The following is a 14340-nucleotide window of genomic DNA, read 5'->3' on the forward strand; positions in this document are numbered from 1 at the left end:
GCCTCAGCCCCGCGTGAACCGCGTGCCCCGCGTGAACCGCAGCGTCACCAGCTCGAACGGCCGCAGCGTGACCGACACCGCGTCGTCCGCGAGCGCCGGTGCCGGCACTCCGTCGAGCGGCCGCTCCAGGAGGTCGGTCACCGTGACCGAGCCGGCCGGGAAGCCCGCCGTCAGGGTCGCGCGGGCCCGGCCGCCGTGGGCCTCGTGGAAGCGGACGACCACGTCGCCGCTGCCGTCGTCGGCGAGCTTGACGGCCGTGACGACGACGGCGTCGTTGTCGACGGTGACCAGCGGCGCCACCTCGGAGCCGCCGCTGACCCGCCGCTCCGGCAGGTTGACGCGGTAGCCCTCGCGCACCGCGTCGCCGATGTCCGCGCCCGGCACCAGGGCGTGCCGGAAGCGGTGCACGCCCTGGTCCGTCTCGGGGTCGGGGAAGCGCGGGGCGCGCAGCAGGGAGACGCGGACCGTCGTGGTCGTGCCGCAGTCCTCGGCGCGCACGGTGCGGGTCACGTCGTGGCCGTACGTCGAGTCGTTGACCAGCGCGACGCCCCAGCCCGGCTCCTCGATGTGCACGAAACGGTGGTTGCACGCCTCGAACTTGGCGGCCTCCCAGCTCGTGTTGGTGTGCGTGGCGCGGTAGAAGTGCCCGAACTGGGTCTCCGACGCGTACCGCTCCGCGTGGATGTCGAGCGGGAAGGCGAGCTTGAGGAACTTCTCCGTCTCGTGCCAGTCGACCTCGGTGTCGATGTCGAGGCGCTGCGCACCGGGGGTGAGCGAGAGCACCTGCGTGAGGCGCGAGTCGCCGAAGGTGCGCACGACACGGACCGACGCGCCCTCTCCCGCGGTGACCTCGTCCGCCTCGACGAGGTCGGTGACGGTGTTGCGGTAGAACTCGTCGACGTCCCACGCGTCCCACATGTTCGGGAAGTCGGCGTGGAGCTGCGGCAGGTTCGCCGCCCCGCCGGGCGCGACGGTCTCGCGTCCTGCCACGAGGTCGTACGCGGAGACGACCAGGCCGCGTGCGTCGATCTCGACCCTCAGCAGGCCGTTGCCGAGGAAGAAGCCGCCGTCCGCGCGCGTGGCGATCGCCGACTCTCCGTCGATCACCTCGGTCCTGGCGCCGCCGGCGGGGACGCCGTCGCGGGTGTGCGGCGTGGAGTTGAAGACCAGCGCGCCCGTGCCCTCGCCGGCGAGCGCGCGCTGCGCCTTGTCGATGATGCCGTTGAGCTCCTGGGCGAGCGCCGCGTAGGTCGCGCGGGCCTCGCGGTGCACCCAGGCGATGGACGAGCCGGGCAGGATGTCGTGGAACTGGTGGAGCAGCACCGTCTTCCAGATGCGGTCCAACTGCTCGTAGGGGTAGGTGAATTCCCCGGAGCGGACGGCGGCCGTCGCGGCCCACAGCTCCGCCTCGCGAAGCAGGTGCTCGCTGCGGCGGTTGCCCTGCTTGGTCCCGGCCTGGCTGGTGAGGGTCGCGCGGTGCAGCTCCAGGTAGAGCTCGCCGACCCAGACGGGGGCGTTCGGGTACTCGGCCTCGGCCTTCTCGAAGAACGCGGCGGGCGTCTCCCACTCGACGGTCGCCGAGCCCTCCAGGTCACGCAGGCGCCCCGCCTTGGCGATCATCTCGCGGGTGGTGCCGCCGCCTCCGTCGCCCCAGCCGGTGGGGGCGAGGGAGTGCCGGGCGACGCCCTTGTCCTTGAAGTTCTTCGCCGCGTGGGCGATCTCGCTGCCCTTCATCGAGCAGTTGTAGGTGTCGACGGGCGGGAAGTGCGTGAAGATGCGGGTGCCGTCGATCCCTTCCCAGTTGAAGGTGTGGTGCGGGAAGCGGTTGGTCTGCGACCAGGAGATCTTCTGCGTGAGCAGCCACTTGGAGCCGGCCGCCTTGATGATCTGCGGGAGCCCTGCGGCGAAGCCGAAGGTGTCGGGCAGCCACGCCTCGTCGTTCTCGACGCCGAACTCGTCGAGGAAGAACCGCTTGCCGTGCACGAACTGACGGGCCATCGCCTCAGAGCCCGGCATGTTGGTGTCCGACTCGACCCACATGCCGCCCGCGGGTACGAACCGCCCGTCGGCGACGGCCTTCTTGACCTTCGCCCACACCTCGGGCCGGTGCTCCTTGATCCACGCCCACTGCTGTGCCTGCGACATGGCGAAGACGAAGTCCGGCTCGTCCTCGATGAGCGCGGTCATGTTCGACGTCGTGCGCGCCACCTTGCGCACCGTCTCGCGCAGCGGCCACAGCCACGCGGAGTCGATGTGGGCGTGGCCGACGGCGCTGATGCGGTGTGCGGAGGGCTCGGCGGGGGTGGTGAGGACCCCTGCGAGCCGCGCCCGCGCGGCGGCGGCCGAGCCGTTCACGTCCTGGAGGTCTACGGCGTCCAGCGCCCGGCCGACCGCGCGCACGATGTCGTAGCGCCGCCCGGAGTCCTCGGGCAGCTCCTGCATCAGCTCGCCGAGGACCTCCAGGTCGATGACGAGCTGCCACACCGTCTCGTCGAAGACGGCGAGGTCCATGCGCTCCAGCCGGTACTGGGGTTCGCTGCCCGCGGTCTCCTTGTCGCCCAGCTGCGTGGGCAGGAAGGGGTGGTAGTCGAGGATGACGGGGTTGGACGCGGCCTCGATGTGCAGCCGCACCTCTTCGCCGCCCTCGGCGGGCGCGGCGATCCGCACCCACTGGTTGCGCGGGTTGAGGCCCTTCACCGGGGTGCCGTCGGGCCGGTAGACGAGGCCCTCGCACTGGAAGCCCGGCATGTTCTCGTCGAAGCCGAGGTCGAGGATCGCCTCGACGGTCTTCCCCGCCCACTCCCGCGGCACGGTGCCGGTCACCCGGAACCAGCTGGTCCCCCAGGGCGCGCCCCACTTCTGGCCGACCGCGGTCGGCGACGGTTCGGCGGCGAGTCCTTCGGCCACCGGAACCGGCTCGCCCGGCGCGTTCCACACCGCGACGTCCAGCGGTACGGAGGCGGGATACACGGCGGGCCTGATGCGCTCGTCGAGAACGCGCTTGAGACGGGCTTCGACCAGGGTGCGGTCGTCATGCATGAGGGGTCTCCCGGGAGGGTCGATCGGTAAGAGGGGCTGCGGCCCCTCCGGCGTTTGAGGAGCGGGGTCCGGGGCGGAGCCCCGTGTGAGACGGACGTCTACGCGACATCCGTCGGCAGCAGCACTTCGCTGATGCCTCGCGCGGCGAGGTGCCCGGAATCCGCCGCCCGTCCGGCGAGGACCACCGTGGGACGCACCCCGTCCGCCACCAGCCGTGCGAACGCCTCGAAGACCAGCCCTCCGGGGGCACACTCCGAGCGCAGGGACATGGCGTCGTCCACGACCACCGCGGTCGTCCGGGGCGCGGGCGCGTACGTCCGCCCGCGCCACTCCTCGGCGATCCGGGCGATCGCCGCGCCGGCCGGCTTGACCGCTCCGTCGTTGGCCAACAGACCGAGGCTGTACTCCAGTTCGGGGAAGTCGGCGAGGTCGCGCGAGACATCGTGGGAGCACCACCACGTCACGCCCCACACGTCCTGGCAGTCGAGCGCCGCGGCGATCGTGTCCTCGGTGAACTCCGCCGCGTGTTCCGCGGGAATCAGCGGCGCGGGCGCGCCGACCTCCTGCAGCCAGACGGGCCGGCGCGGGTCGAGGGCCCAGGCCTTGGACAGCTCGATCATGTACGCCGCGTGGGTGCGGGTGGCCGTGCCGGTGCGCCCGTGGCGCTGGGCCGTGCCGTTGAACACCCACGAGTGCACGGCGGTCACGGCACCGAGGCGGGCGGCCTGCGCCGGGGTGAAGGGCTGGTCGTCCTGGTACCAGGCGGCGTCGTACTCGGCGTGCAGGTGCAGCTTGCCGGGTGCGCCCTCCTCGCAGGCGGCGAGGACCGTGCGCAGCCAGTTCTCCGCCTGCTCCGGGGTGATGCGGTCGGGGTCGGGGTGCGGGCCCGCGGAGAACTGGTTGATCTCGTTGCCGATGGTCATGCCGATGAAGTTCGGCCGGTCGGCCAGCGCGGCGGCGAGCGTGCGCAGGTAGGCGGCCTGCCCGGACACGACATCGGGGTCGGTGAAGATGTTCCGCCGGTGCCAGGTCTGGGTCCACGCGGGCAGGAAGTCGAAGCTGGACAGGTGGCCCTGGAGTCCGTCGACGTTGACGTCGAGTCCGCGTTCGGCGGCGGCGTCGGCGAGCTGGACCAGCTGGTCGACGGCGCGCGGGCGGATCAGGGTGCGGTTGGGCTGGAAGTACGGCCAGATCGGGAAGACCCGGATGTGGTCGAGGCCCAGCGAGGCGATCGCGTCGAGATCGGCGCGCACGGCGTCGATGTCGAAGTCGAGCCAGTGGTGGAACCACCCTTGGGCGGGCGTGTAGTTGGCGCCGAAGCGCGGCGTGCGCGAAGGCGACGCGGGCAGGCCCGAAGGCGATGCGGAAGGCAATGCGGATCCTGGTTCTGGAGAGTTCGGGTAGGGCCGCTCAGCCCTTGACCGCGCCCTCGCCGACACCGCGGAAGAAGTACCGCTGCAGACAGGCGAAGAGGACGATCAGCGGGAGCACGGCGATGACGGTGCCCGCGGCGACGAGGCGCTCGTCGTTGGCGAAGGTGCCGTGCAGATAGTTCAGACCGATGGTGAGCGTGAACCGGTCCGGGTCGCTGAGCACGATCAGCGGCCACAGGAAGTCGTCCCAGGCCCCCATGAAGGCGAAGATCGCGACGACCGCGAGGGTGCCCTTGACGGCGGGCAGCGCGATGCGCAGGAAGCGCTGCCAGACGTTCGCGCCGTCCACGAACGCGGCTTCCTCGATCTCGTACGGCACGTTCAGGAAGGCGTTGCGCATCAGCAGGACGTTGAGCGCGGACACGCAGCCGGGCAGCAGCACACCGATGAGGGTGTTGTTCAGGCCGAGCTCACGCATGGTGGTGAACTGGGCGATGATGATGCCTTCGACGGGCACCAGCATGGCCAGGATGAAGACGACCGTGGCCGCCTTGCGACCGCGGTAGCGCAGGCGCGCGAGCGCGTAGCCGGCGAGGGTCGCGCCCACGCAGTTGGTGACGACGTTGGCGGCGGCGACCTTCAGGGAGTTGAGCGCGTAGTCCCAGACGGGGATGGTGTCGGCGACCCGCTCGTAGTTGTGGAGGGTGGGGTCGGAGGGCAGGAACTTCGGCGGGGAGCTGAAGATGTCCTCGTGCGGGCCCTTCAGTGATGTGGACAGCTGCCAGAGGAACGGGCCGATCATCAGGGCCAGTACGGCGAGGAGGAGGCCGTAGCGCAGGATGATCTCCCACACGGGCATCCGCCGGCCGTTCTCGTCGGTGACGCGCGGGCGGCGGGTCTTGCGGCCCGCCGTACGCTCCGTGGCCGCCGGAGGCGTCTTCTCGGTGATGGTCACGCGTCCTCCTTGCGGTCCGCCCGCAGCACGAGCAGCATCAGCGCGACGGTGACGACGAAGACGACCACCGAGATGGCCGAGGCGTAGCCGACGCGCCCGGTCAGGCCGGTGCCGACGCGCTGCACCAGCATCACGAGCGTGGTGTCCTCGCCGGCCGGGCCACCGGTGGGGCCCGCCATCAGATAGACCTCGGAGAACACCTTGAAGGCGGCGACCGAGGAGAGCGCGCCGACCAGGACCATGGTGGAGCGCACGGCGGGCACGGTGACGCTGAAGAAGCGGCGGACCGCTCCCGCGCCGTCGACCGCCGCCGCCTCGTGGAGCTCGCGCGGCACGTTGGCGAGCGCCGCGAGATAAATGATCATGTAGTAGCCGAGGCCCTTCCAGACCGTGACGGCCATGGCGCTGAAGAGCAGCAGCCACTGGTCGCTGAGGAAGCCGACCTTTCCGACGCCGACCGCCTCCAGCACGGCGTTGACCAGGCCGCGCTCGTCGAGCATCCACACCCAGATCAGGCCGACGACCACGATGGAGGCGACCACCGGGGTGTAGAAGGCGGACCGGAAGAAGGTGATGCCGGGGATGTGCTTCTGGACGAGCATCGCGAGCAGCAGGGGCAGCAGGACGAGTGCCGGGACGACCACGAGGACGTAGATCGTGCTGTTGCGCAGGCCGATCCAGAACATGTCGTCGTGCAGCAGCTCCGAGAAGTTGGCGAGGCCGACGTACTCGCCCGGCAGCAGCGTCCGCTTGTCCGTGAAGGAGTTGTTGAGGGTGCTGACGAACGGGTAGAGGATGAAGACCGCGACGATCACGAGACCTGGGGCGGCGAACAGCCAGGGGCTGGTGGGCAGTTGGCGGCGGATGCGGCGGCCGCCGCGCCCGTCGGGGCGCAGCCCCTTGAGCGCGGGGCCCGCGGTGCCGATGTCGGATGAGGTCGCCTTGGCGGCGGTGGGGCTCTTCATGATCGTACGGGTCCCTGGCCTCAGCTGGTCTTCAGCAGCCGGTCACAGTTCTTGACAGCGTTGTCAAGTGCTTCCTTCGGGCTTTCCTTGCCCTGCAGTGCCCTGGCGACGGCGTTGCGCAGCTCGACCTTCATCTGTTCGCTGAACAGCACAGGCGTGTAGTTGACCGCGGTCTTGACGGACTTCGCGGCGGCGACGCGGACCCGCGTCTCCTCCTTGCCGTCCCGCTTCGTGAAGTACGGGTCGTCCAGGGAGCCCTGGGTGCTGGGGAAGATCGCGACCTTCTTGGCGAACTGCATCTGGTGCTGCGCGTCGGTGACGAAGTGCGCGAAGGCGACGGCGGCCGGCGTCTGCTTCGTGCGGGCGTTCACCATCACGCCCATCACGTACATGTTGTCCTTGCCGGTGCTGCTGATCTGCGGGGTGATGCCGATGTTCTTGTAGAGCTTCGGCGCGTCCTTCTTGAACTTCTCCAGGTCGAGGGCGCTGCCGGGGTTCATGGCGACGGCCTCGGTGAGGAACTTCTTGCCGGTCGACTCCGGCGTCGCGGTCAGCGCCTGCCCGTCGAGCGCCTTGGCGTCGTACAACTTCTTGTACTCGGTGAGGAGTTCGACACCCTTGGCGTCGTTGAACGTGAAGCCGGTGCCCTCCTTGTTCATCAGCGGCACCCCGTACCGCCCGAAGTCCTCGATGGTGGGGACGTTGGCGAGGGTGGCGACCTTGCCGTCGCTCTTCTCGGCGAGCTCCAGGGCGTTGTCGAAGAGCTGGTCGTACGTCTTCGGGGGCTTGTTCTCGTCGAGGCCCGCCTCCTTGAAGAGGCGCTTGTTGTAGAAGAGCGGCCCGGTGTTGAGGTACCAGGGGAAGGCGTACGTGCCGTCCATGCCCGGTATCTGGTGGCTCTTCCAGGCTCCCGGGAGGTACTCCTTCTCGTACTTCCCCGCGGCCTTGCCGAGGTCGAGGGCGAGGCCCGCCTTGGCGAGCGGGGCGACCAGGTCGGGCGAGACGTTGACGACGTCGGGGAGCGTGCCCGCGGCGGCGTCGGCGCTGATCTTGTCGGCGTAGCCCTCGCCGGGCTGGTCGACCCAGCGCACCTCGGTGCCGGGGTACTTCTTCTCGAACTCGTCGACCAGGCCCTCGAAGTAGGGCTTGAAGTTGGCCTTCAGGTTCCAGGTCTGGAAGGTGATCTTGCCTTCGATCTTCCCGGAGGCGTCCGTGGAACCGCCGCCGTCGCCTCCGTCACCACAGGCGCTCAGCGGCAGCAGTACGGCGAGGACGGCGCCTGCGGCGACCGCTCTGCGGGGAATACGGGAGATACGCACGGTGAAACGGCTCCTTTGCTCGGCCCAGCGTGAGACGGCGGTGACTGCGGCCGTCCGAGCCGGGCAATCCACGCCGAGGCAGACCCTGCATGGAACTGTGGCGCAAAGTCAATGGATTCGTGGAACCGAATTCGAAGGAAGCGTGACCATCCGGGCAACTCCCCAGGTCAGGCGGGCCTGTTGAAAGCCTTGCGAGGGATGACTAATGCGCTTTAGAGTCTGACCGCTCAAGCGCATTAGTATCCGGGAGCCAGGAAAGGGGCAACGGGTGCAAGGCAAGCGGTCACCGGCGCGCCGGCCGACCATGAAGGACATCGCGCGCCGCGCCGGGGTCTCCGAGAGCGCCGTCTCCTTCGCGCTCAACGACAGACCCGGCGTCTCCGACATCACCCGTGACCGGGTGCGCAGGGTCGCCGAGCAGCTGGGCTGGCGGCCCAGTACGGCGGCGCGCGCCCTGTCCGGCGAGGGTTCGGCGACGGTGGGCCTGGTCGTGGCGCGCCCGGCGGCGACCCTGGGCGTCGACTCGTTCTTCCTGCAGTTGATCTCGGGCATCCAGGAGGTGCTGGCCGAGCGCCACTTGGGGCTGCTCTTCCAGGTGGTGGAGGACGTGGCCGCCGAGTGCGCGGTCTACCGCCGCTGGTGGGCCGAGCACCGGGTGGACGGTGTCCTGGTCGTGGACCCGCGGACGGACGACCCGCGGCCCGCGCTCCTGGACGAGTTGGGGCTGCCCGCTGTGGTGACGGGCGGGGTGCCCGACCCGGAGGCCGGGCATCCGGGCCTGTCCACGGTGTGGGCGGACGACGCGGGCGCGATGGCGTCGATCGTGGGCCATCTGCACGCGCTCGGGCACCGCCGGATCGTGCACATCGCGGGCCTCGAAGGTCTCGCGCACACCGAGCGCCGGATCCGCACGCTGCGCGTCGAGGCGGCGGGCCGCGGCCTGTCGGGGGTGCGTTCGGTGACGACGGACTACTCCGACGCCGAGGGCGCCGCGGTGACCCGGCGGGTCCTGGAGTCCGCGGACCCGCCGACGGCGCTCGTCTACGACAACGACGTGATGGCCGTCGCCGGTGTCGCCGCCGCGTCCTCCCTGGGCTTCGCGGTCCCCGACGACGTCTCGGTCGTCGCCTGGGAGGACTCGGCGCTGTGCCGCATGGTGCACCCGTGGCTCACGGCCCTGTCCCGTGACACGGTCTCGTTCGGGCGCACCGCGGCCCGCGAACTCCTCGCACTTCTCGACGACGGCCCCGCGGCGACGGTACAGGTGCCGCTGCCCCGGCTCATCGAACGGGAGAGCACGGGGCGCGCGAGGGCCGGGGGCCGGGCATGCCCGGCGCCCCGGCGGTGACTCACTCGCCGCCCGGCGGCACGGGCGGCCACGGGAGCCCGGCGAGGATCGGCAGCAGCGCCTCCTCCTCATAGTCGAGGTGGGCCGTCAATTCCTGTGACATGCGGGCGAGTTCGGTTCGGAACCGGACAGGTTCCGCACCCCCGACGTCCGCGAGGAGCGCGGCCAGCTCGCCCTGGATGCGGGCGACCGTCCGGTGCTCCTCGGCGAGCCGGTCGAAGGTGTCGCGCAGCTCGGGGTGGTAGCCGGCCATGGTGGGGAAGAGGTGCGCGTCCTCGCCTGTGTGGTGGAACTCCAGGGCGTCGCAGAACGCCAGGCAGTGCTGTCGGATCTGCAGACCGAGACCGGGCGACGGCGGGGCGTCCGGCCCCTGATGGTCGGCGAGCGCGGCGAAGTACGCGTCGGTCTCGTCGCGCACGTGCCGCAGCTGGCCGCGGAGCCAGAGGTGGACCTGGACCATCTTGTCGGCGAAGTTCGAGGCCTCCTGAGGGATGTCGGCTTCGTGTGCGGGCCGTTCCAGGACGACGACCGGCAGGATGCGGCTGGTCCGCGCCTGATAGTCGCCGTATCCGGGGTCGGCGGCGACCACCCGCTCGAAGAGCCGGTCACGCCGCTCCCCCTCGGCGGGGACGGCGACGGCCTCGAACGTCTCGGTGCCGAGCTCCACGGTCACCGCGGGGTGGGCGAGGACGTTGTGGTACCAGTCGGGGTGGCGCGGGCCGCCGAGGTTCGACCCGGTGACCAGGAGCAGACCTCCGTCGCGGACGTAACCGAGCGGGGTGGTGTGCTCTTTGCCGGACTGCGCGCCGGTGGTGGTGAGCAGGAGGAGGTCGCCGCCTTCGAAGGGGCCGCCGACCTTGCCCTCGTGGGCTCGGAACTCGTCGATGACGGACTGGTTGAAGGGTGTGGGCATGACGGTGTCGCATCTCCGTACGGGGTTGCGGGACCGCGCGTCGGCAGCATCGGCCGACCGCGTTCACCGCGAGGTGAGTGAAGGGAGTCGCGGCCACCATGAGAGGTGACCGGAGGCGCGCGAGAGGCGCGGGTCAGGCGCTGGCCCGAGGGTGAGAACTCATGACGTACTCATAGGCGTCGTCCCTGAGTGAAGGTGCTCGCCCGGTCGCCGACCCGCCCACTGCTCTTCGGTCGGCGCCACGCGGCACGAGCACCATTACAGTCACCCACTCCCCCACATGTCAACGCGGGCGGGGCGCGTTCGCTGCCGTTGGCGTAGACGCCGTGGAGGTGCTGGTTCTCGTCGGCCGGTGGGATGTGGACGCACGGGTAGCGCACGAAGCCGTCGTGGTGCGTGGGCGGAAGACGTCCGCGCCCCCTGCCGCCGGAAGGGGCAGGGGGCGCGTGGTGAAGCGGACCGGAGCGGTACCGGAGGTACCGGTCGGTATCGGTTCAGTCGATACCGGGGAGGATGTGCGGCTCGGCGAGGTCGTCCTCGTAGCCGGCCAGACGGATGGGGGCCGCCTTGGCCCACGCCTCCAGGTTGCGGAGCTTCTTGGGCCGGCCGGCCCGTTCGCCGCCGCGTTCCGCCGGTCGCTTCTCGTGCTTCGTCAAATCTGGTGTCACCGCGCACTCCTTTGTGTCGCGTAACGGAAGGGCAAGGGCAGTTCGGTCGCGGTGGCGCCGTTCTCTGGCGGGACCGCAGCCGTGGTGCCGGCCTGTCCCCGAGCGGCCGAGGGATGCTTGTGGATCTCTCGTGGCCGCTCGTTCGCACTACATTAACCAAATGAGCGCCGCGCCGCTCGATGGGGAGCTGAGTCGGGGTAGATTCTGGACAATGCCGCCCGTGCGGCCGACTGTGGCGGCAGGGGCCTGGGGTCCCCGGGCCCCGCGCGGGACACGACGTCCACCGGCGCCGGAAAGGCGGACGACGCGAGCGTCACTCCCGCCGACGCCCGTGACAGCGGCGGGAGTTGGGCGCCCGCAGTCGGCACGGTCGCGGTGAGCGCCGAGCCGGTCACGACTGGCGAAAAGCAGACAGCCGGCCCGGGCCGCGCCCTGCGCGGCACCCGAACCGGCTGTCCAAAAGCTGAGACGACTGTCCAGCCCAGCTCCTTCAGAACCCCTCGGCTACCACTTGCCCTGCGTGTAGTCCTTCAGGAAGACGCCGTACAGGTCCTCGCCGGCCTCACCGCGCACGACCGGGTCGTAGACGCGGGCGGCGCCGTCGATCAGGTCGAGCGGGGCGTGGAAGCCCTCCTCCGCGAGGCGCAGCTTGTCGTAGTGCGGGCGCTCGTCCGTGATCCAGCCGGTGTCCACCGAGGTCATGAGGATGCCGTCGGTCTGGAACATCTCCTGGGCGCTGGTCCGCGTGACCATGTTCATCGCGGCCTTCGCGGCGTTCGTGTTCGGGTGGCCCGCGCCCTTGTAGCCGCGGCCGAAGACGCCCTCCATCGCCGAGACGTTGACGACGTAGGAACGGCCGCTCGACGCCTTCTTCGCGGCGTCGGCCATGGCAGTGCGCAGCGCGCTGATCAGGATGAACGGCGAGGTGTAGTTGCACAGTTGGGTCTCGAGGAGCTCCACGGGGGAGATCTGCTCGATGGTCTGCACCCAGGTGTTGCTGTCGACGACGTCCGGGACGAGGCCGCCCGCGTCGATCGCGGTGCCGTCGAGGTGCCGGGCGACGCTGGCGTTGCCCGCGACGAGGGCGAGGTCGGCGACCTGCTGCGCGTCCAGGCCGCTGGTGCCGACGGGCAGCGCGGCCAGGCCGTCCACCGCCCCGGAGTTGAAGGCGCCGATGACCGAGTGGGCGGGCAGTTCCCCGGCGGGCAGCGGCGCGCTCTCGCCGTCGACCAGTGCGGCGTACGCGGAGGGCAGGCGGCGTACGGTCTGCGTCGCGTTGTTGATGAGGATGTCGAGCGGGCCCGCCGTGGCGACCTGCTCGGCGAGGGCCACTGACTGCGCCGGGTCGCGCAGGTCGATGCCGACGACCTCCAGGCGGTGGATCCACTCCGCCGAGTCGTCCATCGCCTTGAAGCGGCGGATGGCGTCCTTGGGGAACCGCGTCGTGATGGTGGTGTGAGCACCGTCACGCAACAGCCGCAGCGCGATGTACATGCCGATCTTGGCGCGGCCGCCGGTGAGCAGCGCGCGCTTGCCGGTGAGGTCGGCGCGGGCGTCGCGCTTGGTCCGGTTCAGGTGGGCGCAGTCCGGACAGAGCTGGTGGTAGAAGTAGTCGACTTCCACGTACCGCGTCTTGCAGGTGTAGCAGGAGCGCGGGCGCTGGAGTATCCCCGCGATCCTGCCCTCCTCGGTCCGCGAGGAGGGCAGCAGGCCCTCGGTCTCGTCGTCGATGCGCTGCGCGGAACCGGTGGCGGTGGCCTCGGTGACGGCCTTGTCGTGGGCGGTCTTGGCGGCGCGGCGCTCCTGGCGGCGGCGCTGCTTCACCGTCCGGTAGATCCCCGCCGTGGCCCGGCGCACGGCGATCGCGTCCGGGTGGTCCACGTCCAGCTTGTCCAGCTCGTCCAGCACGCTGAGGCAGACGGCGAGACGGTCCGGGTCGATGCCGGGGCCGTACGCGCTGTGCTCAGCGGTGCCCTCCTGGCTTTCGTCTGTCACCGTCATCGCCGCTGTCCTCATGTCATTCCGTGCCGCGGTGCGTCTGGTCGTCCGCGGAAGCTCCAAAAGCGGAACTTTACGTAGCGGCGGGCCCTGTCACCAAACCCGCCTCCCGCGCGCACGCCGCCACGAGGCCGTCGAGCTCGTCCCGCACGCTTCGCGCGAGCAGTTCCAGGTCGGGTACGGCGGCGGCGTCCGCCACCAGTCCGTAGTGGACGCGGCCGCGGTAGGTGGAGACGGCGACGGCGAGCGACTGGCCCCGGGCGAGCGGCGCGAAGGGGTAGACCTCGGCGAGGTGGCAGCCGCCGAGCCGCAGGCCGATGCCGGGCAGCGGGACGCTGGTGACGAGGATGTCGAAGAGCAGCCGCGCGGCCTGTGCGACGACGGGCCCGCCGATGCGGTGGCCGAGCGGCGGCACGTGCTCGGCGAGCAGCGCCACGGCCCCGGCGCCCCGCTCCGGGCCGGCGTCCTTGTTCCTGTTCATGGCGGCGCGCACGCGGCGCAGCCTCTCCAGGGGGTCCTCGTGGCCGACGGGCAGGCGGACCAGATATCCGGAGAGCCGGTTCCCCGGGGGCTGTGCGGAGCGCGGTCGGCGCCGCGAGACGGGGATCAGGGCGCGGGGCTCGACGCCCTCGCTGCAGTCGCCGCGCTCGTCGAGCCAGCGGCGCAGCGCCCCGGCGACGACCGCGATCAGTACGTCGTTGACGGTGCCGCCCACGGCCTTGCGCACCTGGTGCACGTCGTCCAGGTCGAGGGCGACCCCGGCGGTGCGCCGGGTGCCGGTCGCGGACGAGGTGAGCGCGGCGCAGGAACGTACGCCCAGGGTCGCCCGCGCGACGGACGTGCCGATGCCGATGGCCCGGCCCGCCTCGGCGACCGTGCCGCGGAGGCGTTCCGGCAGGGTGCGCGGGTCCAGGAGCGGCCGACGGGGGGCCGCGGGGGCCGGCGGGCGCTCGCGGGGCGTGGGGAGGTCGACGGGGTCGAGGAGGGCGGCGCCGAGCGTCAGCGCGCGGAGTCCGTCGGCGAGCGCGTGGTGGAACTTGAAGAGGACCGCGAAGGACGTGCCGTCCGCGCCCGGCAGCACGTGCGCCTCCCACGGCGGGCGGCCGCGCTCCACGGGTCGCTGCATCAGCTCCCCCGCCGCGGCGTGGAAGTCCGCCACGGGCGCCGAGACCCGCACATGCTCCAGCGGGTCGAAGGCGGGCACCGGCACGCGCACGGCGCCCCCGACGGGCAGCAGGACGGAACGTATGCGCATGCGCAGTCCGGGCACGGCTGACGCGCGGGACGCGAGGAGGTCGGCGGCGCGGTCGGCCGCGCCCGGCCCGTCGGCGTCGAAGACGCCGAGTGCGCCCAGGTGCATGGGGTGTTCGGCGGTCTCTATGTTCCAGAAGGCCAGATCGAGAGGTACGAGCAGGTCGGAGCTCTGAGCAGACGATGAAGTCACGGACTCGCTCTCGCGTCGAGGACGGGGCGGTGGTGGCGAACGTGAAGTCAACCGCTCCGGGCAACTACGGTCAAGTACGAACAAGCTACGCTGAGTTAACAACGGATTAAGGCGCCACCCTCCACCGGCAGGGGCGACCGCGTGTGACGGCGCGCCTTCAATAAACCTGCACATCGAATGCGCAGACCGGTCACGCAATTCCGTTCCCACTCCCCCTGAATTTCCATGCAACGGCCACGGAGATCGCCGTTCGCCGCGAAAGTGTCCGTTTTGTTGACGGGCGTACCGGCCTGCCCCCGATTCACGTCTGTGAATCTT

Annotated in this window: 10 protein-coding genes; 1 reads left to right on the forward strand and 9 read right to left on the reverse strand. The window is 70.8% G+C overall.

Annotated elements, in window-relative coordinates; translation table 11 throughout:
• Positions 1-3: 3 nt before the first annotated feature.
• From AB0N81_RS22025 to AB0N81_RS22045, 5 genes are all read right to left on the reverse strand, one after another.
• Positions 4-3039 (reverse strand): glycoside hydrolase family 38 C-terminal domain-containing protein, encoded by a 3036-nt coding sequence (locus AB0N81_RS22025; protein WP_365360796.1) that lies wholly within the window; start codon positions 3037-3039, stop codon positions 4-6.
• 98 nt (positions 3040-3137) lie between these two features.
• A complete protein-coding gene (locus AB0N81_RS22030; RefSeq protein ID WP_365360798.1) occupies positions 3138-4412 on the reverse strand; it encodes a glycosyl hydrolase in 1275 nt (424 codons plus the stop codon).
• A 37-nt stretch (positions 4413-4449) separates the two neighbouring features.
• On the reverse strand, positions 4450-5367 hold the full coding sequence (locus tag AB0N81_RS22035) for a carbohydrate ABC transporter permease (RefSeq protein WP_365360800.1): 918 nt from the start codon (positions 5365-5367) through the stop codon (positions 4450-4452).
• A complete protein-coding gene (locus AB0N81_RS22040) occupies positions 5364-6332 on the reverse strand; it encodes a sugar ABC transporter permease (protein WP_365360802.1) in 969 nt (322 codons plus the stop codon). The genes AB0N81_RS22035 and AB0N81_RS22040 overlap by 4 nt, the downstream gene beginning before the upstream one ends.
• A 20-nt stretch (positions 6333-6352) precedes the next feature.
• The gene (locus AB0N81_RS22045; protein WP_365360804.1) at positions 6353-7651 is read right to left on the reverse strand and encodes an extracellular solute-binding protein; all 1299 of its coding nucleotides are present in this window, start codon (positions 7649-7651) and stop codon (positions 6353-6355) included.
• A gap of 268 nt (positions 7652-7919) precedes the next feature.
• Between AB0N81_RS22045 and AB0N81_RS22050 the strand changes: the two genes are divergently transcribed.
• On the forward strand, positions 7920-8999 hold the full coding sequence (locus AB0N81_RS22050; RefSeq protein WP_365360806.1) for a LacI family DNA-binding transcriptional regulator: 1080 nt from the start codon (positions 7920-7922) through the stop codon (positions 8997-8999).
• Between the two features lies 1 nt (position 9000).
• On the opposite strand, the gene AB0N81_RS22055 is transcribed toward AB0N81_RS22050, so the two are convergent.
• From AB0N81_RS22055 to AB0N81_RS22070, 4 genes are all read right to left on the reverse strand, one after another.
• Positions 9001-9912: a nitroreductase/quinone reductase family protein gene (locus AB0N81_RS22055; RefSeq protein WP_365360808.1), complete on the reverse strand. Its 912-nt coding sequence runs from the start codon at positions 9910-9912 to the stop codon at positions 9001-9003.
• Between the two features lie 494 nt (positions 9913-10406).
• Entirely contained in the window at positions 10407-10580 is a 174-nt protein-coding gene (locus AB0N81_RS22060; RefSeq protein WP_365360810.1) for a hypothetical protein, read from the reverse strand.
• A gap of 504 nt (positions 10581-11084) precedes the next feature.
• The gene (locus AB0N81_RS22065; RefSeq protein WP_365360812.1) at positions 11085-12581 is read right to left on the reverse strand and encodes an SDR family NAD(P)-dependent oxidoreductase; all 1497 of its coding nucleotides are present in this window, start codon (positions 12579-12581) and stop codon (positions 11085-11087) included.
• Positions 12582-12651: 70 nt separating this feature from the next.
• Positions 12652-14022, reverse strand: a complete 1371-nt coding sequence (locus AB0N81_RS22070; protein ID WP_365360814.1) for a wax ester/triacylglycerol synthase family O-acyltransferase — start codon at positions 14020-14022, stop codon at positions 12652-12654.
• Between the last annotated feature and the right edge of the window lie 318 nt (positions 14023-14340).

It is taken from the genome of Streptomyces sp. NPDC093510, assembly GCF_040683555.1.
GTDB lineage: Bacteria > Actinomycetota > Actinomycetes > Streptomycetales > Streptomycetaceae > Streptomyces.

Coding starts and splice junctions, on each gene's coding strand:
- AB0N81_RS22025 (WP_365360796.1), bottom strand. CDS start 3,039: ATGCATGACGACCGCACCCTGGTCGAAGCCCGTCTCAAGCGCGTTCTC.
- AB0N81_RS22040 (WP_365360802.1), bottom strand. CDS start 6,332: ATGAAGAGCCCCACCGCCGCCAAGGCGACCTCATCCGACATCGGCACC.
- AB0N81_RS22055 (WP_365360808.1), bottom strand. CDS start 9,912: ATGCCCACACCCTTCAACCAGTCCGTCATCGACGAGTTCCGAGCCCAC.
- AB0N81_RS22065 (WP_365360812.1), bottom strand. CDS start 12,581: ATGACGGTGACAGACGAAAGCCAGGAGGGCACCGCTGAGCACAGCGCG.